General features: G+C 73.4%; 16 protein-coding genes. 5 read left to right on the forward strand and 11 right to left on the reverse strand.

The annotated features are described in order from the left end of the window. Positions 1 to 123: 123 nt before the first annotated feature. Positions 124 to 1,452, reverse strand: a complete 1,329-nt coding sequence (locus tag DFP74_RS29690; RefSeq protein WP_121186833.1) for a pyridoxal phosphate-dependent aminotransferase — start codon at positions 1,450 to 1,452, stop codon at positions 124 to 126. Positions 1,453 to 1,584: 132 nt separating this feature from the next. Here DFP74_RS29690 and DFP74_RS29695 point away from each other — a divergent pair, with 132 nt between their 5' ends. Further along, positions 1,585 to 2,529: a LysR family transcriptional regulator gene (locus tag DFP74_RS29695; protein ID WP_121186835.1), complete on the forward strand. Its 945-nt coding sequence runs from the start codon at positions 1,585 to 1,587 to the stop codon at positions 2,527 to 2,529. 167 nt (positions 2,530 to 2,696) lie between these two features. Here DFP74_RS29695 and DFP74_RS29700 read toward each other — a convergent pair whose 3' ends face one another. The 3 genes from DFP74_RS29700 to DFP74_RS29710 form a co-directional block, all read right to left on the reverse strand. After that, the gene (locus DFP74_RS29700; RefSeq protein WP_121186837.1) at positions 2,697 to 3,026 is read right to left on the reverse strand and encodes a hypothetical protein; all 330 of its coding nucleotides are present in this window, start codon (positions 3,024 to 3,026) and stop codon (positions 2,697 to 2,699) included. An 83-nt stretch (positions 3,027 to 3,109) separates the two neighbouring features. Next, complete coding sequence (locus DFP74_RS29705; protein ID WP_121186839.1) at positions 3,110 to 4,333, reverse strand: glycosyltransferase; 1,224 nt, start codon at positions 4,331 to 4,333, stop codon at positions 3,110 to 3,112. Positions 4,334 to 4,352: 19 nt separating this feature from the next. Continuing rightward, positions 4,353 to 5,234, reverse strand: coding sequence for a DMT family transporter (locus DFP74_RS29710; protein WP_199725817.1), 882 nt, complete (start codon positions 5,232 to 5,234; stop codon positions 4,353 to 4,355). 404 nt (positions 5,235 to 5,638) lie between these two features. On the opposite strand from DFP74_RS29710, the gene DFP74_RS29715 reads away from it, so the two are divergent. After that, positions 5,639 to 7,306, forward strand: a complete 1,668-nt coding sequence (locus DFP74_RS29715) for a beta-N-acetylhexosaminidase (RefSeq protein WP_121186843.1) — start codon at positions 5,639 to 5,641, stop codon at positions 7,304 to 7,306. A gap of 119 nt (positions 7,307 to 7,425) precedes the next feature. Here DFP74_RS29715 and DFP74_RS29720 read toward each other — a convergent pair whose 3' ends face one another. Both DFP74_RS29720 and DFP74_RS29725 read right to left on the reverse strand, forming a co-directional pair. Next, positions 7,426 to 8,667, reverse strand: a complete 1,242-nt coding sequence (locus DFP74_RS29720; RefSeq protein ID WP_121186845.1) for an alanine racemase — start codon at positions 8,665 to 8,667, stop codon at positions 7,426 to 7,428. A gap of 127 nt (positions 8,668 to 8,794) precedes the next feature. After that, complete coding sequence (locus DFP74_RS29725) at positions 8,795 to 9,757, reverse strand: glycerophosphodiester phosphodiesterase family protein (RefSeq protein WP_121186847.1); 963 nt, start codon at positions 9,755 to 9,757, stop codon at positions 8,795 to 8,797. Between the two features lie 265 nt (positions 9,758 to 10,022). Between DFP74_RS29725 and DFP74_RS29730 the strand changes: the two genes are divergently transcribed. Together DFP74_RS29730 and DFP74_RS29735 are read left to right on the forward strand one after the other, a co-directional pair. Further along, positions 10,023 to 11,549 (forward strand): hypothetical protein, encoded by a 1,527-nt coding sequence (locus DFP74_RS29730; protein ID WP_121186849.1) that lies wholly within the window; start codon positions 10,023 to 10,025, stop codon positions 11,547 to 11,549. 346 nt (positions 11,550 to 11,895) lie between these two features. Continuing rightward, positions 11,896 to 13,698 (forward strand): gamma-glutamyltransferase family protein, encoded by a 1,803-nt coding sequence (locus tag DFP74_RS29735; protein WP_121186851.1) that lies wholly within the window; start codon positions 11,896 to 11,898, stop codon positions 13,696 to 13,698. Positions 13,699 to 14,350: 652 nt separating this feature from the next. Here DFP74_RS29735 and DFP74_RS29740 read toward each other — a convergent pair. The 5 genes from DFP74_RS29740 to DFP74_RS29760 all read right to left on the reverse strand — a co-directional run bounded on the left by DFP74_RS29740 (position 14,351) and on the right by DFP74_RS29760 (position 20,106). Then, positions 14,351 to 15,535 carry a C40 family peptidase gene (locus DFP74_RS29740; protein ID WP_199725818.1) on the reverse strand — a complete coding sequence of 395 codons (1,185 nt, stop codon included), beginning with the start codon at positions 15,533 to 15,535 and terminating at the stop codon, positions 14,351 to 14,353. Between the two features lie 208 nt (positions 15,536 to 15,743). Beyond that, entirely contained in the window at positions 15,744 to 17,444 is a 1,701-nt protein-coding gene (locus tag DFP74_RS29745; protein ID WP_121186854.1) for a bifunctional 3'-5' exonuclease/DNA polymerase, read from the reverse strand. 68 nt (positions 17,445 to 17,512) lie between these two features. Continuing rightward, the gene (locus DFP74_RS29750; RefSeq protein ID WP_121186856.1) at positions 17,513 to 18,433 is read right to left on the reverse strand and encodes a 2-hydroxyacid dehydrogenase; all 921 of its coding nucleotides are present in this window, start codon (positions 18,431 to 18,433) and stop codon (positions 17,513 to 17,515) included. A 132-nt stretch (positions 18,434 to 18,565) separates the two neighbouring features. Further along, complete coding sequence (locus DFP74_RS29755) at positions 18,566 to 19,381, reverse strand: RNA methyltransferase (RefSeq protein WP_121188613.1); 816 nt, start codon at positions 19,379 to 19,381, stop codon at positions 18,566 to 18,568. Positions 19,382 to 19,434: 53 nt separating this feature from the next. After that, positions 19,435 to 20,106, reverse strand: coding sequence for a hypothetical protein (locus tag DFP74_RS29760; protein WP_121186857.1), 672 nt, complete (start codon positions 20,104 to 20,106; stop codon positions 19,435 to 19,437). A gap of 403 nt (positions 20,107 to 20,509) precedes the next feature. On the opposite strand from DFP74_RS29760, the gene DFP74_RS29765 reads away from it, so the two are divergent. Next, entirely contained in the window at positions 20,510 to 22,246 is a 1,737-nt protein-coding gene (locus tag DFP74_RS29765; RefSeq protein WP_121186859.1) for a substrate-binding domain-containing protein, read from the forward strand. Positions 22,247 to 22,268: the final 22 nt, after the last annotated feature.

The following is a 22,268-nucleotide window of genomic DNA, read 5'->3' on the forward strand; positions in this document are numbered from 1 at the left end:
CGCTCCCGGGCCGGGTGGCTCGGGAGCGGCCGAACGGTGGTGTGTCCGCCCCGCCCCCTTCACGGGGCGGACACCGGGTGGGCCCTGCGGTCGGTGGCCGTGCGTCGCGGGATGGACCCGGCCTCAGCGGGAGGCCTGCGCGGTCTCGTGCGCGGGCGCGGGGATGATCCGGCTCGGCGTGTCGCCCACGAGCGCGTCCAAAACCTCCTCCAGGCGGTCGAGGTGGGCTCGGATCCAGGGCAGCGCGGTCGGGTCGGTGGCGTCGAGCGCGGCGTAGCGGCGTTCCTCGGTGTCGCCGTAGAGCAGGCTCGTGGCCACACGCATGCGCAGGGCCTCGGCGCCCTCCCCGAACTCGACGGCGGGCAGGACGCCCATGCCGTGGCGTTCCAACAGCAGTCCGGTCAGTTCCGCCCCGGTGGTGATCCCGTGCAGGGCCGCCAGGCGCTCGCGCTGCGGCTCGAAGTCGGGATAGAGGTAGAAGGCGGCGCGCGGGGCGGCGACCGAGGCGCCGGCGCCCGCGAAGCGGCGGGCCACGGCGTCGGCGACGAGGCCGTGCAGGCGGCGGCTGCGGTCGACGTGCTCGCGCAGCTCCCGCGGTTCGGTGAAGGCGTGGGCGGCGGCCTGCTGGACCGGAGCGGCCGGACTGGACCAGATCTCGCTGGCCACGCCGAGCAGGCCGCCGCGCAGGCGGTGGCCGATCTCTGAGTCGGGCAGGCGGATGACGCCGATCCGCCAGCCGCCGAGGGCGAGGTTCTTGCTCAGCCCGGTGGAGATGACGGTGCGCTCGGGCGCGTACTCGGCGGGGCTGTGCACACGGGCCTCCTCGCCGCCGTCGGCGACCGGGTGCACGAGGTCGCGGTAGATCTCGTCGGAGATGATGACGAGGTCGAGTTCGCGGGCGACCCGGGCCAGGCGCTGGACGGTCGCGGCGTCGGCCACGGTGCCGGTCGGGTTGTCTGGCAGGGTCACCACGACGGCGTTGACGGTCCGCCCCTCCTCCCGGGCGGCCGTCACGGCCGCGAAGAGCAGGTCGGGCTGGGGTACGCCGCCCTGCCCGGGTGCCGTGGGGACCATGACCGGCCGCTGCCCCAGCAGGCGGCTCTGGGCCGCGTAGCTGACCCAGCTGGGCGCGGCGATGGCGGTGTCCCCGCCGATCTCCATCAGCAGGCTGTAGAGCAGCGGCTTGCTGCCGGGGCCCGCGATGACCATGTCGGGGTCGGTGGGCAGGCCCCGCCGCTCCCAGTACCCGGCGGCGGAGGATCGCAGTGCGGTCGACCCGGCGACGGGCCCGTAGGCGTTGGCCCCGTTGCCCGCGCTGAGCCGGTCCCGCATGACCGGGTGGACCGGGAGCCCGGCTTCGCCGAAGCCGAGCGGCAGGACGCGCACCCCCTGGCGTCGCTTCTCTGCGAGGGCTTCGTTGACGGCGAGGGTCGCGGACACAGTGACGGTCATCGAGGACTCATCTCCGGCTCATGTTCTGGCTCTTGACCGTGCCGTGAGGCAACGGTCCGTCACCCCCCAGCCTGCCCAGGTCCACACATCAGTACAAGCGAGTCTTTTCGATGGTGAGCGTAAGATGTTCTTATGCTCGATCTGCGCCGCCTGCATCTGCTCCGCGAATTCAGCGTGCGGGGCACCATCGCCGCCACCGCCCACGCCCTGGGGTACACGCCCTCGGCCGTCTCCCAGCAGTTGGCCGCGTTGGAGAGGGAGACGGGCGTGGCCCTGCTGGACCGCTCGCCGCGCGGGGCCGAGCTGACCGACGCCGGGCGGCTGCTGGTCACACAGGCGGACGAGATCCTGGCGCTGGTGGAGGCGGCCGAGTCGATCATGGCCGAGCAGTCGGACGTCGCCCTCGGCGTGGTGACAGTGACGGCCTTCCCGACGGCCGCGGTGGCGTTCGCGCCGCTGCTCGCGCCCCCGCTGCGCAGGCACGAGGGGATGCAGCTGGTCCTGCGGCAGACGCTGCTGGCGACGGGGACGCAGAAGGTGCGCTCACGTGAGGTGGACGTGGCGCTGGTCGACGACTGGACGGGCCAGCACCCGGGCCGCGGTCCCGACAGCGGGCTGCGGCACGTGCACCTGCTGCGGGACCCGCTCGTGCTGGCGATTCCGCAGGACCACGCGCTGTCGGACCCCGAGCGCCCGGTCGTGCTGGAGAACCTGTTGGGCGAGTCGTGGATCGTGGCCCCCGAGGGCGAGCGCTCGCGCTACGGGACCGACCGACTGCTGGCCGAGGTGGGCGGCCTGCCGGGCGCGGCGTGGGAGTTCGAGGGGCTGGGCACCATCCTGAGCCTGGTCTCGCGGGGGATCGGCATCGCCGCGGTGCCCGCGCTGGCGATGGTGGGCGCGCCGGCGGGGCTGGTCTACCGGCGCCTGCCGCCCTCCGCGCCCGAACGGCACGTGTACGCGGTCCTGCGCCCGGCCTCCCTGCGCCGTCCCGCCGTGCAGGTCACCCTGTCCGCGCTGAGGGACGCCGCGCGCCAGGTCGAGGAGCTCCTGTCCTCGACGGCCGAGGGCCCCGCCTAGGACCCGTTCCCGGAGCCGCGCGCCGCAGGATCACCGCCCCCGGAGCCGCGCGCCGCCGGATGCCCGCACCCGTGTCCCGCGCCGCCGCGCCCGGACACAGTGAAGGGCCCGACCGGCCGGTCGGGCCCTTCGCCGTACTTCTCGTTTCGCGCTGTGGACGGCATGGGTCAGTCCTCCACCGCCCTTCGCCTGCCCCTGTCGATCCGGCGGCGCAGCCGGCGACAGACGTGCAGTGCGCGGTCCCGGTCGTCCCGGGCGTTCCACCACCGCGCGTAGGCCTCCAGCCGTCGTTGGCGCAGCGCCTCCAGTTCCGCCTCCATCCGGGCCACCCGGTGCTCCAGGTCGATGCGCTCGCGTTGGAACGCCGACATGTCACGCTCGTGGAACCCGGCCTCTCGTTCGGCCCTGACCAGCCGTTCGGTCAGCCCTTCGGCGACGTTGCCGCCTCGGACTACTCGGCCGATCCCCGTCTGTGTACTGATGCCTTCGAACCACACAGTCTCTGGTCTTTCCCGAAGTGCACCAAGCTCACCGATCGCTACGCAAAGAATACGGAAAGCGATAAAAAGGGACAAACTACCTACGCAGCGACGACCCTCTCCGCCCGCAGCCGCTGGGGCTCGCGTCCCTGGAGCCGCCGGTAGACGTCCTCGAACCGCGCCAGGGACCGGTGGTGGTCGTGCCGCTGCGCGATCTCCCGGCTGGCCTCACCCAGCGCCTCGCGCCGCGACCCGAGCACCGTCAGAAGCCGGTCGGCCAGGTGCAGGGCGTCGCCCGGCGGGAAGAGGAACCCGTTGCGCCCCTCCTCCACCAGGTGCGGCAGCGCCATCGCGTCGGCCGCCACCACCGGCAGTCCGGTCGACATGGCCTCCAGGGTGGCGATGCTCTGCAGCTCGGCCACTCCGGCGATGGCGAAGACGTCGCCCGCCGCGTAGACCAGCGGCAGCTCCGCGTCCGGCACGAAGCCGAGGAAGAAGACCCGGTCGGCCACGCCCAGCTCGGCGGCCAGCGACCGCAGTTCGTCCTCGCGCTGGCCGGTCCCCGCCAGCGCCAGCTGCACGTCGCGCTCGCCGGAGACCGCGGCCAGCGCCCGGATGGTGTCGTCGATCCGCTTCTCCGCGTCCAGGCGCCCCACGAACACGATCGTGTCCCGCTCGGGCAGCCCGAACTTCGACCGCGCGGCCTCCCGGTCCCCGGGCCGGGGGTGGAAGCGCTCCAGGTCGATCCCGCACGAGATGTCCTCCACCGTGCCCGCGAACCCCTTCTCGCGCAGCAGCCGGGCCGCGCGCGGCGTCGGGGTGGTCACGTGGTCGGCCTCGGCCGCGACGCCGATCATGTCCCGCCACGCCAGCGACCCGGCCAGGCCGTGCAGGGCACCGGGCAGGCGGGCGTGCGCGTAGAGGTTGTCCGGCATGAAGTGGTTGGTCAGCACGACCGGGATCCCCGCCGCCCTGGCCCGGCGCTGCGCCGCCCGGCTCAGCGTGAAGTGGCTCTGCACGTGCACGACGTCGGGGTCCAGCCGGGCCAGCAGGCGCGCGATGTGTCCGCCCATGCCCAGGGGGAGGGCGGCGCGCATGCTCTCCTGGAACGGGATCGGCGCCGAGCGCAGGCGGTGCTCGGTCACCGCGCCGTTGACCGCGACGTAGGGGGCTCCGCGCTCCGACGGGCACACCACGTGCACGTGGTGGCCCCGGTCGGCCATGCCCTCCGCCAGGCGGTGGGTGAAGTAGCCGGCACCGTTGACGTCGGGCGGGTAGGTGTCCGTGGCGATCAGGACACGCAGTGCGCGGGTGGGCTGGACCATGGTCGAACTCCTTCGTTCCTCAACTGTGGGCGGTGCTGCCGGTGTGCTGGTGCTCTGCTTCCGGGTTGCGGTGGCGCGCCTGCGCCAGGCTCACGGTTCCGGCGATGGCCAGCGCGGCGAAGGCGCCCGCCGCGATCTGGGCCGGCAGGGTCTCGGGGACGCCCTCGCCCAGGAGGAGGGCGCCGATCCCCACGCCGACCACGGGGTCGGTGATGAGCAGGGTCGAGTAGGCGGCGGCGAAGTGCCCGGTGCGGTAGGCGTTCTGCATGAGCAGGGCGCCGAAGACCGCCGTGATCAGCGCGAGGGGCGTCAGCCAGCTGATGACGCTGGTCCAGTCCCCGTGCACCCCCGCCGTGATCACCCGGGCCAGGCCCGACGTGGTTCCCATCGCCGTCCCTCCGGCCAGGGCGAGCATGATGCCGCGGGCTCCGTCGGGCATCCAGTGGGCGGTGAGGTAGACCACCGCGCCGAGTCCGAGCGTCGCCCCGGTCAGGATCAGCGCCACCGACGTGGGCAGCAGCGGAGTGTCCGAGCCGTGCGGGAACAGCCAGAGGACGCCCACGAGGCCGACCATCACGGCCACTCCCGCGGCGATCTGCCCGACGCCGACCCGCCGGCGGGTGAACACCGCCGAGAGCACGATCGCGAACAGCAGGCCGGTGACGCCGATGGGCTGGATGATGGTCAGCGGCGCACCGCTCAGGGCCACCAGGTGCAGGCAGGCGCCCAGGACCGCGGCGGCGCTGCCGAGCATCCAGCGCGGCTGGCGTACCAGGTGCAGGAGGAAGCCGGCGCGGGCCACCCGGTGGCCGGGGGCGCGTACGGCGTCGCGCTCCTGCATGGCGGAGCCGAGTGCCAGGGTGAAGGCCCCCGCGACGGCGATCAGGACGGGCCAGACCATCGTCTCCACCTTCCGTCCGTTCGTGCTCGCGAAGCGTCCGTCTCCGGGCCCGGCCGAACCGCCGGTTCCCGGAGCGACCCCGTCGGCCGGCCAGGCCCGGGGTATGCCAAGAACAGTACGGACAGGCGCTCTTCGCCCGCGATAACGCCACCCCCCGCTTCTCGAGTAGTGCGCGCCCCACCCCTGATCGGGTGCCGTCCCGCTGGACGACGGGGGGCTCCCGCCCATGCCCGTGGGCGTCGTTCCTACGCCTGCCACACCCGGCCGCGCAGTAAGTCCTATTGCTAGTCAAATGTCCGCATTTCGGTGGCACCACTGCGGGGCGCGGCGGCCGGGGTGTGCGCGGCGCGCGCCCCGTGGCACTATGGCGGATATTGGTCTAGACCGGATAGGAGCACCTCCCCGTGCCTCATACCCCCCTCCCCTCGCTGCTGCCCCGGCCCATGTCCGCGGTCACCGGCGACCCGGGTTCCCTCACCCTCACGCAGGCCACCCGGGTGTCCGCCGACGCCCAGGCGGCCGGCGTGCTCGCCTGGCTGCAGCGCGAGATCGGCGCGGCCACCGGCCTGCCCATGGCCACCGGCGACGAGGACAGCGCCCAGATCCGGCTGAGCGTGGACGCCAGGGCCGGACTGGGACGCGAGGGCTACCGGCTCATCGTGGACGGCGAGGGCGCGATCGTCGTCGGGCACGACACCGCGGGACTCTTCTACGGCGCGCAGACCCTGCGCCAGCTCCTGCCCGCCGCCGCCTACCGCGCCGCCCCGCTGGGGGACACGGTCTGGACGCTGCCCCCGGTGAGCATCACCGACGCCCCGCGGTTCCGGTGGCGCGGCGTGATGCTGGACGTGGCCCGCCACTTCCTCCCCAAGCGCGAGGTGCTGCGGTTCATCGACCTGCTGGCCGCGCACAAGCTCAACGTGCTCCACCTGCACCTGACCGACGACCAGGGCTGGCGCGTGCAGATCCGCCGCTACCCGAAACTCACCGAGGCGGGCTCCTGGCGGACCGAGAGCCAGCAGGGCGCGGGACGTCCCCCGGTGTTCGACGGGCGCCCGCACGGGGGCTTCTACACCCAGGACGACATCCGCGAGATCGTCGCCTACGCCGACGCCCGGCACGTGAGCGTCGTCCCCGAGATCGACGTGCCCGGCCACTCCCAGGCGGCCATCCACGCCTACCCCGAGCTCGGCGAGTGCGGCGACATCCCCGTCGGCACCCAGTGGGGGATCTTCGAGGAGGTCCTCGCGGTGACCGACCACGTCCTGGACTTCTACAAGAACGTCCTCGACGAGCTCATCGAACTGTTCCCGAGCACGTACGTCCACGTCGGCGGCGACGAGTGCCCCAAGAAGCAGTGGCGGACCAGCCCGTCCGCCCAACAGCGCATCCGGGACGAGGGGCTGGCCGACGAGGACGAGCTCCAGAGCTGGTTCATCCGCCAGTTGGACGAGCACCTGACCAAGCGCGGGCGCCGCCTGCTGGGCTGGGACGAGATCCTCGAAGGATGGCTCTGGGAGGGAAGCGACACCGAGGGCGGCGACCCGCCGCCCGCGAAGCGCCCCGCGGGCGAGGGCGGGGGACGCATCGGGCTCGCGCCGGGCGCGACCGTGATGTCGTGGCGCGGAGAGGAGGGCGGGATCGCCGCCGCGCGCGCCGGACACGACGTGGTCATGGCGCCCACCCGCACGTCCTACCTCGACTACAAGCAGTCCGAGTCCGAGGACGAGCCGGTCCCCGTGGGCACCCTGCTGCGCGTCGAGGACGTCTACCTCGCCGAACCGGTCCCGGCCGGCCTCACCGAGGAGGAGGCCGAACACGTGCTGGGCGCCCAGGTGAACATCTGGACCGAGCACGTGGACACCCCGCGCAGGCTCGACTACATGGTCTTCCCCCGCCTGTCGGCCTTCGCCGAGCAGGTGTGGTCGACCGGCGAGCGCGACTACGCCGAGTTCGAGCCGCGTCTGCGCGAGCACCTGGCACGGCTGGACGCGCTCGGGGTGGAGTACCGCCCGCTGGACGGTCCGCGCCCGTGGCAGACCCGCCCCGGCCTCGTGGGCTGGGGCGGATAGGCGGGGCACCCGGCGGATCCGCGCCCGGCCGACCGCGACCCGGCCGACCGCGACCCGGCCCCGGGGCGCCGTGCGGGGCGCGCGGGGGCGGCTCACGGCCGTCGGGGCGGGCTCGCGCATCAGAAGTAGGTCGCCACGGCGTCGACGACCGTGTCGCGGTCGTCGACCACCGGCAGCACCTGCCAGCGGTCGAAGGCCGTGCACGGGTGCGAGATGCCGAAGGAGACGAGGTCGCCCGGGCGCACGTCGAGCTCCGGCGGGACGGTGAGGTAGGCGTGGTGGTCGTTGAGGCCGGTGACCTCCATCCCCGTCGCCGGGGCCGTCGAGCCGTCGGCGCGCCGCAGCACGCGCGGCAGGGGGAAGCCCTGGTCGGAGTTGGCCTCCCGGCGGCCCATCCCGGCGATGGCCAGCCCCGGCTCGGGCGTCGAGGTCACCTGCGCCCACAGCTCCAGCGCCCCGGCCAGCGCGTCGGGACCCTCCGGCAGCCTGCGGTAGGGCGTGGTCCGCCGGTACAGGCCGTCGTCGTGCGCCACGTAGGCGCCGCTGCGCAGGATCGGCACCACGTCCGGGCTCGCGCCGACCTCCTCGGCCACGACGTCGAACCAGGCGCTCCCGCCCACGGAGAGCACCGGACGCTCCATCCCGTGTTCGGCGGCGATCGCGGCCGCGTCGCCGACCAGGTCGCGGACGAAGGCGCGCACGCCCTCGGCGTCCTTGATCGGTCCCTCGTAGCCGGCGACCCCGGCCAGTTCCAGTCCCGGCGCCCCGGCGACCGCGCGCGCCACGGACAGCAGCTCCTCGCGGGTACGGCATCCGGTGCGCCCGCCGGGCGTGCCGCGCTCGACCAGCACCCGCAGGGGGCGGCCGCCCCGGGCGTCGGCGGCGGCCTGGGCGGCCACGGCCACGCCCTCCGCGGAGTCGGCGTAGAAGAGGAACTCGAAGGCGTGGTCGCGGTCGAGTTCGGCGGCGAGCACGCGCAGCACGCGGGCGTCCAGCAGCTCGTTGGCCAGCAGGACACGGGCGATGCCGAAGCGGCGGTAGGCCAGGACCTGGTTGGCCGTCGCGGCGGTGATCCCCCAGGCCCCGGCGTCGAGCTGGCGCTGCAGGAGCGCGGGCGCCATCGAGGTCTTGCCGTGCGGTGCGAACAGCAGACCCCGGCGGGCGGTGAAGTCGGCGAGGGCGGCGATGTTGCGGTCCAGGGCCGAGGCCCTCAGGACCATGAGGGGCCAGGTGAAGGGTCCAGTGAAGAGCGGGTCGCGCCGGGCGGCGAACTCCTCCAGGGTGATCGGTTCACCCGTCCACCACAGCCCCTTGGTCCGCCAGTCGACGTGTTCGCGGGGGATGGTCAGCCGTTGGCTCACGTGTGTTCCTCCTGAGAGGGGCCGCCCCGGGACGGCGGTCGTCGACGTCCCGGGGCGGGCCCGTGGTCGGTCACCGGGATCATCCCACCGTCGGCGGGCGTGACCGGCGGATCGGAGTGCGGCCGACTCAGGCGGCGGGTCTGGCCGGCGGCACGACGATGGGCGCCCGCGGGTTGCGGTCACCGGAGAAGTCGTCGATCGCCGCGCGGCCGATGTCGGGGTGGTCGGTGATGAAGCCGTCGACGCCCATCTCCAGGACGGCGTCCATGCGGGCACGGTCGTTGATGGTGTACGGCATGATCTCGAAGCCGGACTCGTGGAGCAGGTCCACGTACTCGGCGTCGATGGTGGTGTGGTTGGGGTTGATCAGGTCCGCCCAGCCGAACTCGTCGAGACGGTCCTCGGCTACGCGGCCGAGCAGGGCGTGCGGCACCGACGGCATCAGTTCCTTGGACCGCTCGGTCACCCGCCAGTCGAAGCTCTGGACGACCAGGCGCCGGGGCTGCCAGGGCGGGTTGCGCCGCATCCAGTGACGGCGGTCGGTGATCTCGTCGGCGACCAGCTCCTCCATGCCCGGATAGAGGGCGGGCTGCTTGAGCTCCAGGAAAAGGTTGAGGTCGTGCTCCTCCAGGCGGTCCAGCGCCTCGCCCAGGGTCGGGACGGGCTCGCCCTCGAAGGAGTCGTCGAACCAGGACCCGGCGTCGAGTTCGCGGATCTCGTCCATGGTGAAGTCGGCGACGTCGTAGGGCGCCCGTCCGGGGAACCGCTCCTCGACGTCCGTCGTACGCGTGAGCGTGGCGTCGTGCATGATCACGAGCTCGTCGTCCGCGGTGAGCTGGACGTCGATCTCCGCGGTCACGGCCCCGCGCGCGGCGGCCTCGTCGATGGCGGCCAGGGTGTTCTCCGGTGCGTACGCCGACGCGCCGCGGTGGGCGACGGCGTCCAGCGACCGGACGGGGCCGGGGTGCTCGGCGGCGAAGCGGGCGCCGGCCGCGGTCGTCTGGGGGTGGACTGTGGGCGTGGCGAGCGCGGTGGTCGCGCTCGCGACGGCGATGAACGAGACGGCTCCGACGATACCGATGCGGTGCACCGGACCTCCCAAGTGCGCGTGGACTGGCCAACTGCCACCTCAGGGTGAACGCGCTTGGTGACCCTGCGATGACCGTCTGCGGAGCATCCGGTGATCGGCGACCCACCATCTGGTGGTGCGTGGCGAACACGCCGATGGGCCGCGAGGCAGCTACCGTATGCATATGCTTGATCACTTTATGTACGAATATTGACGACGGATCCTCTCGATAATTACAGCCTGCCCTGAAATCATTACCCCTAGTAGTCGATGGGAAGGAACACTCATGCGCAAGCACCACAAGAGGTGGGTCGCGCTGTTCAGTGCCGCCGCCATCTCCACGACTGGGCTGATGGGAGTCAGTGGAACGGCGGCCGCCGACGACAAGGACTCGCAGTCGCTCAACTGGCCGCTGATCACCCAGGGCGTCTCGACCTACAGCCTTGACGGATACGAGATCGGCTACCTGCCGCCGGGGCTGGAGCGCTACGGCATCAGCGCCTCGTCCACGACCGACCGGCAGGGCAACCGTCAGTCCCAGATCTCCTGGACGCAGGGCCCGGACCAGCTGTACGGGCGTGTGGCCGTGGTTCGCTCCGAGGCCTTCCAGGAACTGGACGACCTCCGGCAGAGCCGGTACGGGCACCTTCCCACGGACGAGCTCGAGCGCCTGGAACCGAACGAGACCTTCACGGACGGCGCCTTCCTGTCGGAGGAGTCGGGCGACCTGTTCTGGCTGGAGGAGCCGGGCGTGGCCGTCGCCACGCACCTGCAGCCGGACCGGTGGGGCGGCAACGAGCTGGTCAAGTTCGCCACGTCGGTGGAGGCCTCCGAGGTCGAGGGCGAGGTCGAGGAGGCGGCGGAGACCACGGAGGCCGAGAACGCGGACGCGCAGGACGGTGCCGTGATCGAGCCCGTCGCCGACCCGCCGCAGGCCGAGGAGGCACCGGGCGAAGAGGCCCCGTCCGAGGAGACACCGGCTGACGACGTGCCCGATGAAGAGGCGCCCGCGGCCGAGGACCCCGTGACGGAGCCCGAGGCGCCTGCGGAGGAGGCGCCTGCGGAGGAGGCCCCTGAGACGCCTGCGGAGGAGGCGCCCGCTGAGGAGGCCCCTGAGGCTCCTGCCGCGGAGGCGCCCGACGCCGAGGCACCGGTCGAGGAAGCCCCGGCTGAGGAAGCCCCGGCAGAAGAAGCTCCGACCGAGGAAGCCCCCGACGCCGGGGCACCGGTTGAGGAGGCCCCGGCAGAAGAGGCTCCCGCCGCGGAGGCGCCTGACGCCGAGGCACCCGCCGAAGAAGCCCCGGTCGAGGAGGCCCCGGCCGAGGAGACGGCCGACGACGCCGCCTCCCGCCAGGTCAAGGAGTGCCTCATCGACCAGTTCGTGGACTTCGGGTCCGGCCAGACCGTGCTGGACACCAAGTCGCTGACCCCGGACTCGGGCGCGTTCGTCGAGCAGGCCCTGACCAAGGGGGACCTGAACGACGCCGAGCGCGACCGTCTGCTCGCGACCGTCTGGTACTACGGCGCCGAGGACCAGAAGACCGCCGCCACGGGCGAGTGCGCGCAGGCCAACGACATGGACAAGGCCGAGGTGGAGGCGGTACTGGCCGAGGTCGCGGACCAGATCGCCGCCCTGGTCCAGGAGGCCCAGGCCGCGATGACCGAGGGTATGGACCAGGTGTCGCAGACCGTTCAGGACGGTGACATGACCGAGCAGGCCGAGATCGACCCGGTGGACGCCCAGGAGTGGCAGGAACTGTGGGAGTCGCTGCCGTGGAGCATCCCGACCGGGACCGACACGAGTGGTTCCTGATTCAGGGGGTGCCCCGAGCGGGGTGAGGGAATCCGGCGGGCAGCACGAGGCCGGTGGACCCTGAGGGCCCCCTGAATCACGTCAAACCGGGGCTGGTGCCAGGCACCAGCCCCGGTTTCGTGTCTGTGGACGGCGTGTCGGCCCCACCCCGACGGCGGCACCGGCCTCACCGGCCGCACCGACCACGCGGAGACCGCTCTGCACCCATCCGCCCTTGGTGCCCCCTCGTCCAGCCCATATCGGACATCGCGGACTTGATGTACGGTCGCCTCGATATCCGGTCCCGGAAAGTCCACGGCAGGGCGCCCTCGGCGCCGGGTCCCCCTCCCCGGAAAGGCCCCCTCAGATGCCCGGTTTCACCACCCGCCCCCAACTGGTCGGCGACTTCGGCATGGTCGCCTCGACCCACTGGCTCGCCAGTGCCGGCGGCATGTCCGTCCTGGAGCGCGGCGGCAACGCCTTCGACGCCGCCGTCGCGGCGGGCTTCACCCTCCAGGTGGTCGAGCCCCACCTCAACGGCCCCGGCGGCGAGGTACCGATCATCCTGCGGGCGGCGGGCGGCAGACCCCAGGTCCTGTGCGGGCAGGGCGTCGCCCCCGCGGCGGCCACCGTCGACGCCTTCGCCGGCATGGACCGCGTCCCCGGGGCGGGCGTCCTGGCCGCCACCGTCCCCGGCTCCTTCGACGCCTGGATGCTGCTCCTGCGCGACCACGGCACCATGACCGTCCGCCAGGTCCTGGACCACGCCGTCGGGCTCGCCGAACGCGGCTACCCCGTCCTGGAGCGGATCGCCCTCGCCATCGACACCCTCGCCCCCGTCTTCACGCGGCACTGGGCCGGATCGGCCGCGGTCTACCTCCCGCACGGCACCGCGCCCGCCGCCGGATCCCGTCTGCGCAACCCCGCCCTGGCCGCCACCTACCGGCGGATCATCGCCGAGGCGGAGGCCGTGGGCCCCGGCCGCGAGGCCCAGATCGAGGCCGCCCGGCGCGCCTGGTCCCAGGGCTTCGTCGCCGAAGCGGTCGAGGCGTTCCTCTCCTCCCCCGTGCCCGACGGCGCGGGCGTGCCCCAGCGGGCTCTGCTGAGCGCGCAGGACATGGCGGACTGGCAGGCGCACTACGAGGACACCGTGAGCGTGTCCTACGGCGACCACACCGTGCACAAGACGGGGCCGTGGGGACAGGGCCCGACGATGCTCCAGCAGTTCCGGCTGGCCGAGGCCCTGGGCACCGGCCACGACGTCCTCGACGGGGTCAGCACGGAGTTCGTCCACCGGGTGACCGAGTCCGCCAAGCTCGCCTTCGCCGACCGCGAGGCCTGGTACGGCGACCCCCACCGCACCGACGTCCCCCTCAAGGAGCTCCTGAGCGCCGACTACGCCGCCCGGCGCGCCGCGCTCGTCGACGACACCACCGCCAGCCTGGACCAGCGCCCCGGCCGGATCGGCGACCGCCTGCCCTTCCTCCCCCCGGAGTACCTGCCGGGACGTACTCCCGGCGACCGCACCACCGGCGAGCCCACCGTGCGCGACGCGGCCGGGGCCACGCCCGCCGACCTGCGCGGGGACACCTGCCACGTCGACGTCGTCGACGCGGCGGGCAACATGGTCTCCGCCACGCCCAGCGGCGGCTGGCTCAGCAGCTCGCCGGTCATCCCGGACCTGGGATTCCCCTTGGGCACGCGGGCGCAGATGTTCTGGCTGGACCCCGCCTCGCCCAACGCCCTGGAGCCCCGCAAGCGCCCCCGCACCACGCTCTCGCCCACGCTGGTGACCCGCTCGGACGGGGAGGCGGTCCTGGCCATCGGCACGCCCGGCGGCGACCAGCAGGACCAGTGGACGTTCACGGCGCTCCTGCGCGTCCTCAACGGCGTGGACGACCTCCAGGAGGCCCTGGACACCCCCATGTTCCACACCAACGCCTTCCCGAGCTCGTTCCACCCGCGCGAGACCGTTCCCGGCGACCTGGTCGTGGAGCCGGGCGTGGGCGAGGAGACCATCGACGAACTGCGCGCCCGCGGCCACCGCGTGCAGGTCGCGCAGCCCTGGTCGCTGGGCCGGCTGGCGGCCGTGGCCCGCGATCCGGAGTCGGGCGAACTGCGCGCCGCGGCCGACGCACGCGGTTCCCAGGGCTACGCGGCCGGACGCTGACCAAGAAAGACCACCGCTCGCGCAGCCCCCGGGGGCGATGGCGGAAAGAGCAGGAGCCGAAGGCTCTCCGTTGAGGGTGGAAGCCCCCACCCCTCGCGCAGCCCCCGGGGCGATGGCGGAAAGAGCAGGAGCCGAAGGCTCTCCGTTGAGGGTGGAAGCCCCCACCCCTCGCGCAGCCCCCGGGGCGATGGTGGGAGACGGGTGGGAGACGAATCGCCCAGGATGTCATCGGTGAGATGACCGGGATGAGTGATAGGAACGGGTTGAAGGCGGTTGTTTGCCTTGATCGCGCCTCTTGCCAAATCGTCCGGTCACTGCTTATGTAGAGCCTGTGCGACGACCCGCCCGTGATAAGGGGTGTGCGTTCGGTCAGAACTCAATACCACGAATGACAGGGACCGTTCGCTGTCTCCCCCTCCCTCAGCGGCGCCCCTGTCTCCTCCTCCTCACCGAGACCTGCCTTCCCCTCCCGGCTGGGTTTTTCGGACAAGGAGAAACGAGTGGGTCGTGGTGCCACCGACGCGGTGGCGCCACGGCCCACTCCTGTTCGTCTCTGCGACATGAATATCAAGAAACACGACGGCAACAATTCCGCCCCGTCCCGGATTCGGGACGGGGCGGTTTCGCGGCGGTCGTGCGCCGGGGCCGGACGTCAGGTGTTGACGCGCACCGCGCCCGCGTAGTTGTCGGTGCGCACCGGCGTGACGCGCACGTCCAGACCGGTGCGCGGGGCCTCCAGCATCATGTCGTCGCCGAGGTAGATCGCCACGTGCGAGATGTAGTCGGGGGCCGTGGGGTCCGAGCGCCAGAACAGCAGGTCCCCGCGCTCGATGTCGTCGAACTCCACGCGCCGGCCCGCGTTCCACTGGTCGTGCGTCACGCGCGGGATGGACACCCCCGCCTCCCGGAAGGCCCACTGCAAGAGGCCGGAGCAGTCGAAGCCGACGTTCGGCGTCGTGCCGCCCCACACGTAGGGGACGCCGAGCTGGGTCTCCGCGTTCGCGATGACCTCCTCGATCACCGACTCCGGCACCGCGTCGCCGGACACGTCGGGCTCGGGGTCGTCGGCGACCAGCTGAAGGGAGGCGTCCTCGCCCAGGGCCTCGCTCAGGGCCTCGTGCAGCTCGAACAGCTCCGCGTCGGGGGCCGACACGACCAGGGCGTTGCCCTCGGGCATGCCGAGTTCGGCGGCGCGCTCCCGGGAGACCAGCGCGTCGATGCCCGCGATGCCGGAGGTGGCGTGCGTCCACACCTCCAGGGAGACGTCGCCGCGCCCGCCCTCGACGGTGACCTCGCTGCCCACGTCCAGGTCGCGCTCGGTGCCGACGTCGTTGGACAGGGCCACGCGGCCCTCGGCCACGCCCTGCCAGATCTCGTCGGACTCGGCGGAGGGACCGGGGGCGTGGTTGCGGAAGGTGGAGGGGTTGACGCCCAGCACGGAGGTGGGCTCGCCGTCCACGCGCACGCGGGCGGCGTCGACGGTCAGGACGTGCTCCACGCCCTCGATGTCGCGGACCGCGTCCACGGACTCCCTGGACAGGGTCGTGGGCGCCACGGCGAAGTACTCGACACTACGCGCCTGGCGGAAGGGGGCCACGTAGGCGTCGCGGCGCAGGTCCGCGGGGTCGGCGACGTCGGGGGCGTCGGACCGGGTGTCGTCGGAGGCGGCGCGGTCACGGGGATGGGAGCCGCTGGGGGCGTCGGGGGACAGCTGTTCGGAGACGGCGGGACGGTCCTGGATCACCGGGTCGGCCCAGGCCGGAGTGGCGCCGAAAGCGGTGAAGGCGACCGCGAGGGCGGCCGTGGTGCCCGCGCATGTTCTCAAGCGGCTCCGCACGGGGGCCTCATCCTCTCCAGGGCCCTGCGGGGCGGGGTCCCCGGGGCGTGACGTAGGTGCGGTTGTTCCGGATCCAAGAATGAGTGCAGTGGCGCCGGATGGCAAGAAGCCCGCGCCGTCCGATATAGGACGTCCACCTCACGGCCACGGGGGCGATACCCGCCCGACCCGAACCGGAACGGCGGCCAGGGCGCACGTTCATCCCGCGCTACCTCTCGTCGTAGGAGTCCGTGACGGTGGTGGACAGCGGGAAGCGGACCGGCGTGTCCCCGAACAGGGTCGTGCGGGTGCGGGTCTCCGCCCGGGCGAGCGCCCGCACGGTCTCCTCGGCGAGCTCGCGCGGTACGTGCAGCACGACCTCGTCGTGCACGAAGAAGACGATCCCCGCGCCCGCGGGCCCCTCCGGCAGGTCATGGCGCAGCGCCGCCAGCAGCACCAGCGCCCATTCGGCCGCGCTGGCCTGCACGACGAAGTTGCGGGTGAAGCGGCCGTGGGCCCGCCGGCGGCGTTCGCCCTCGGGCCCGGCCGTGCGGGCCTGCCAGTCGGTCGGGGCGGGCGAGGTCCGGCCCAGCCAGGACCGCACGATGCCCCCGCCCTCCCCCACCCGCGCGGCGGCGTCGACGTACTCCAGGGCGCGCGGGTACAGGCGGCGCATGGTGGCGAGCAGCGGCGCGGCGTCGCCGGAGGTCTGGCCGTACATGGCCGAGAGCACACCGATCTTGGCGCGCTCGCGGTCGCCGCCCACCTGGTCGGCCAGCCGCGCGTAGAGGTCCTCCTCCGCGGCCGCGGCGGCCAGGGCGGCGTCACCGGAGACGGCGGCCAGGACGCGCGGTTCGAGCTGTCCGGCGTCGGCCCGGACCAGGACCCAGCCGGGGTCGGCGCGGACCGCGCGGCGCACCGCCTTGGGGATCTGCAGGGCCCCTCCCCCGCGGGTGGCCCACCGGCCGGAGACGACCCCGCCGACCACGTAGTCGGGTCGGAACCGGCCCAGCCGGAGCCCGTCGGGGCCGGGTCGCTCGTGCACCCAGGTCTCCCGCCACGCCCACCCGTTGGCCGAGTGCAGGCGGGACAGCTCCTTGTACCTCAGCAGGAGGGGCACGACGGGGTGGTCGATCCGTTCCAGCTCCCAGGAGCGGGTGGAGGACACCGGATGGCCCATCCACGCCATGGCCTTGAGGACCTGGGCGGGCGAGTCGGGGTTGACGTCGCGGCCGACGGTGTCGGAGATACGGGCGGCGAGGTCGGCGAGGACCGCGGGCCGCTGCCCCGTCGGGGGCCGCGGGCCGAGGAGCTCGGTGAGGACCTCGTCGTGGACGTCCGGACGGAGGGGCAGGCCGTCGCGGCTCATCTCGGCGGCGGCGAGGCCGCCCGCGGACTCCACCGCGGCCAGCAGTTCCACGCGTTCGCGGTCGGGCAGCGCGGCCAGGCGGCGCCGCTGGTCGTCGTGCACCTCGACGAGGGCGGCGAGCCGGTCGGTGCCGGGCGGCAGTGTGGAGCGGTCGGCCTCGAACAGCGCGGGTTGGGCGGTCGTGCCCTCGCCCAGGCGGCGCACGGGGTCCTCGGGCACGGGCAGGTCGTGCAGCCGGGCCCAGGCCGCGCCCAGGGAGTGCGGCTCGGTGTGGCGGACCTCGTGTCCCAGCAAGAGCGCCTCGGTGAGGGCCACGTCGTGGCAGCGCGACACCCGCGCCCCGGCCCTGACGAGGTCGGGGTAGACGTCCTCGCTCGCGGACCACACCCACCGTGGCGCCTCCGTCCGGGGCGAGCCCGGCTCCGCCCGGTGCCGGCCGCGTTCCTCGGCGCCGCGCACCGCCTCCGCGAGGTCGGGGACACGGTGGACCGGGCCGGGGGACTCGTCCAGTTCCTGGATCCACCCGCCGCCCTCGCCGTCGGCGACCACCGCGATCCGCATACGTCCAGTGTGGCCCGCGCCGACGACGATTCGGGGCGGGTCCCCGGCGCCCGCGCCCCGGGGGCGCCTCAGCGGCCGGGACGCACCACGTTGGCCAGCGGCTTCCCAGCGGCCCAGCGCGTGAGCTGGTCGTCCATGAAGGCGCGGGCACGCGGGTAGAAGGCCGCCGATCCCCCGGCCACGTGCGGGGTCACGTACACCCCGGGCCGGTCCCAGAGCGGGTGATCCGCGGGCAGGGGTTCGGGGTCGGTGACGTCCAGGGCCGCGCGGACCCGTCCGTTCTGGGCCAGCAGCGCGTCGGTGTCCAGCACGGGGCCGCGGCCGACGTTCACCACGAGCGCGTCGTCGGGCAGCAGGGCGAACTCGGCCGCCCCGAACAGTCCGCGCGTGCGGTCGGTGAGCGGGGTGACCAGCACCACGATGTCGGCGCCGGGCAGCAGGCCGTGCAGGTCGTCGATCCCGTGCACGTCCTCGTCGGGCCGGGCGCGGCCGGCCACCCGCACGACCTCGGTCTCGAACGGCGCCAGGCGGCGCTCGATGGCCCGCCCGATGCTGCCGTAGCCGACGATCACCACGCGGCGGTCGGCGAGCGAGCGCAGCGGGACCGGCGCCCACCGGTGCTCCTTCTGGTCGACGGCCCACCGGGGCAGGTCGCGCTGGGCGGCGAGGATGAGCCCGAGGGCGTGCTCGGCGGTGCTGGCGTCGTGCAGCCCGCGTCCGTTGCACAGGGTCACGTGGTCGGGGATCAGCGGCAGGACGTGCTCGTAGCCGGCCGACACCAGCTGGACGACCTCCAGCGACGGCAGCCGGGACACCAGGTCGTAGCGCTCGTCGACGCCCTGCGTGGAGGGCGCGTAGGGCACCTGGTAGAAGGCCACGTCCTCCAGGCCGGTCTCCGGAGCGCGGCCCCCCGCGTAGATGTCGACGTGCAGGGAACTCGGCGCGTTGTCCCGGTTCTGCTCCCACTGCACGAGTGCCCTGCCGCCCATGAGGCCGCACCCCTTCGTTCTGCTCGTTGCCTGTCGCAGGCCACCCTAGGGCGTGTGCCGCGGATCCTCGCGGGCGGCGCCCACGGAAGGCGCCCGAGCCGCAGGTCCCCGCCTGGTCAGCCGGTCAGCCGGTCAGCCGGAGCGCCCGGCCAGCTCGTAGCAGGCCACGGCCGCGGCGGCGGTGACGTTGAGGGAGTCGATATCGCGGGCCATGGGGATGTGGACCTTGGCGGAGGCACGCGCCAGCCAGCGCGAGGACAGCCCGTCCCCCTCGGTGCCCAGCAGCAGGCCGACGCGGTCGTCGGGGGCGAGCCCGGCCATGGCCTGGCGCAGGGGCACCGAGTCCGCTCCGGGGGTGAGCGCCATCAGGTGGAACCCGGCCTCGCGCAGGGTGTCCAGACCGCCGTACCAGTCGTCCAGTCGGGTGTAGGGCAGGGTGAACACCGCGCCCATCGACACCTTGACGGCGCGGCGGTAGAGGGGGTCGGCGCAGCGGGGGGCGAGCACGACGGCGTCGACGCCGAGCCCGGCGGCGCTACGGAAGATGGCGCCCACGTTGGTGTGGTCCACCAGGTCCTCCAGGACCACGATGCTGCGCGCGCCCGCCAGGACCTCCGGCAGCGGCGGCAGGGCGCGGCGCCGGTAGGCGGCCAGCGCGCCGCGGTGCAGGTCGAAGCCGACGAGCCGCTCGGCGGTCTCCTCGCTGACCACGTACAGCGGCGCGGAGGAGGCGGCGACCACGTCGTCCAGGGCCGCGGCGCGGCGTTCGGTGAGCAGGAAGCTGCGCGGCTCGAAGCCCGCGGCCGCGGCTCGGCGGATGACCTTGTCCCCTTCGGCCATGAACAGGCCGTGCTCGGCCTCCAGGTGGCGGCGCAGGTTCACGTCGCGCAGGCGGGTGTAGTCGGCCAGGCGCGGATCGGCGGGGTCACTGACCCTGATGACGTCCATGGCCACCCATTATCCCGTGGCGGCGCACCGCCCCGGGCGGGGCGTGGAACCGATCAGCCGATCTGGTCGGTGACGGCGCGCAGGCGCTGCCAGCGGGCCTCCTCGCAGGAGCCCTTGCGGGAGAGCGTGGTCTCGACCTCCATGCCCTCCCAGACGCCCACGATGGCGGCCTCCTGGGGGCCGTAGAGCTTGTCCGTGCACACGGTGCCCTCGCGCACCTCGGTGAACAGCTGCTCGACCCCGGGGTCGATGGCGGTGGTCGGCGCGACCGTGCCGTCGGCCTCCCCGTCCCCGTCCACGTCCACGTCCTCGGTGGCCGCCTCGTCCGCACCGGACTCGTCGTCCTCGGCGGGGTCGATGTCGCCGGTGGTCTCCACCGGGTCGGAGCCGAGTTCGGCGGCGGCCTCGCCCAGCGCGGCGCAGGACTCGGGGTCCTCCTCGGCGTCGCCGGCGCAGCTCAGGGTCTGCACCCAGGCGCGGTCACGGTCGCTGACCTGGATCCGCAGGTATCCGACGGGAGCGTGCTGCTCGACCTCCTCGGGCTCCTCCACCAACGGGCCCGACTCCACCGTCGCCGCGGAGGTGGCGGTGTGCGCCTGTTCCGGCGGCAGCATCGAGGGCCCGACCAGTACCGCGTACGCCGCCGCGCCGACGGTGCAGGCGCCGACGAGCAGGTAGGTGCCGAGCGTGGCTCGGCCGCGATGGTCACTGTGCGATGGGGACATGCCAAAACCCTCGGGGGTCGGTGGACACGTGGTCGTCAGCCCGCGCGGAACAGGGACCGCACGTCGATCTGAAGCCAGGAGCGGGGCCCAAGTGTAACGGTGGGGTCGGTGTGGTCTCGGGTGGGCACAGTAACAAAGCGATCACCTCGCATCGACCACCGGGCGCCGTCACCGAGGGCCGACCGGCCCTTCCGCTCCGCCATTACCAGCGAGTAAGGTCCTGGTGAGGAATCGTTCGCGACAGGCTCCCGGACGTTCGCGTTCACTCTCGTGTGATGCCCGCCTCCGCGTGAAGGTTCACACACCCGCCTCCGTGGCGCCGGGCGCGGCGCTCCGTGGCACGACCGCCGTCCCTGACCGAACGCGACCGGGAGCAGACCCCCAGCCACACCCCGGAGTGCCCGTGTCCAGTGGACGCCACCGCATCGCCTCACCGGCCGTCTCGACCACCCGCCGGGTGGTCCGGTCCCCGTTGGGCTTCACCGTGATCGCCATCGCGCTCATCACGCTGGCCGCGGTCGCGGTTCCGGTCGGCCTGAACGTGCTGGGCTGCGGTGACACGCGCTACCTACGGGTGTCGGCGACCCAGAGCATCGCCCCCGTGCTCCGGGAGGCCGCCACCGAGTTCAACGAGGGCCGGCCCAGCTACGGCGGCGACTGCGTGTACGCGCAGGTGGACGAGATCGCCCCGCACCGGATCATGACGGCGGTCTCCGGCGGCCGCCCAGGGGACTCCACCATCGCCCCCCACGTGTGGGTGCCCGAGTCCTCGGCGTGGGTGGAGCTGGCGCGGGTGTCCGAGGGCGGCGCCCAGGGCATCGAGACCGACCCGCCGTCGCTGGCCGACTCCCCCGTGGTGCTGGCCGCGCCCGAGGGCGCCGAGGGGCTGCCCGACCCCGAGGACGCCAGTTGGACGCTGGTCCTGCCGGATGAGCGCGAGCCCGAGCGCCCCGTGGTGATGGTCGACCCCAACCGCGGCGCCGACGGCATGACCGTCATGCACGCGGTCCGCCGCCACCTGGGCTCGGGGGACGACGCCGACACCGCGATGACGGACTTCGTGCGCGACGTCCAGCTCGACAGCGCCTTCGGCGAGATCGACCTGGGCACCTTCTTCACCGGTTCTCCCGCGGCACGGGACCGGGTGGACCCGCTCGTCGCGGTGCCCGAGCAGGCCGTGGTGGCCTACAACGACACCCGCGCGCAGAACGCCCCGGCGCTGGAGGCGCTCTACCCGTCCGAGGGCACGGTCGGCCTCGACTACCCGTACGTGACCGTCACCGACGACACGTCCCTGCGGGCGGCCGCCGCGGACCTGTACGAGGTGCTGGACGACGACGCCTACCGGACGCGCCTGCGCGAACTGGGGTTTCGCGACCCCGGCGGCCGGGCCGCCGCCGAGCTGGCCGAGCGGCCGGGGGTGAGCGCCGAGGAGCCGCCCACGCACGAGGACCTGACGGGCGACGCGCTGCTGGCGTCGGTCACCGACTGGAACCGGCTGTCCATGCCCAGCCGCGCCCTGGTGCTGGCCGACACCTCCGAGAACATGGCCGAGGACCTCGACGGCGGGCCGAGCCGGATGGAGGTGGCCCGGCAGGCGGCGCTGATGGGCCTGTCCCTCTTCCCCGACGAGACGGACATGGGGCTGTGGCTGATGTCCGACGAGCTCGGCGAGCGGGGCCGCGAGGAGTCCGCCGACCTGCGCGAGCTCGGGGTGGCGGCCGGCGACGCCGACACCACCCGGCGGCAGGAGCTCGTGGGCGTGGCCGAGGACATCGACGTGGAGGGCGGCGGCTCGCGGCTGTACGACAACGTCCTGGACGCCTTCGACGAGGTGCAGGCCCACTACGACGAGGACAAGATCAACAGCGTCATCCTGCTGACCGCGGGGGTCGACGACGGCTCCAGCGACCTGTCCCACGAGGAACTGGTGGCGGCGCTGCAGGACCGGTTCGACCCCGAGCGTCCGGTGAGCCTGTTCGTCATCGCGTTCGGCGCCCAGGCCGAGGAGGAGCGGCTGCGCCAGATCACGGCGGCCACCAGCGGCTCGCTCTTCGTGACCGACGATCCGGACGAGATCGGCGACATCTTCCTCAGCTCGATCTCGCGGCGGCTCTGCGTTCCCGACTGCGACGGCTGAGGCGGGGGCGAGCGCTCGGCCG

Source organism: Nocardiopsis sp. Huas11 (assembly GCF_003634495.1).
Lineage (GTDB): Bacteria > Actinomycetota > Actinomycetes > Streptosporangiales > Streptosporangiaceae > Nocardiopsis.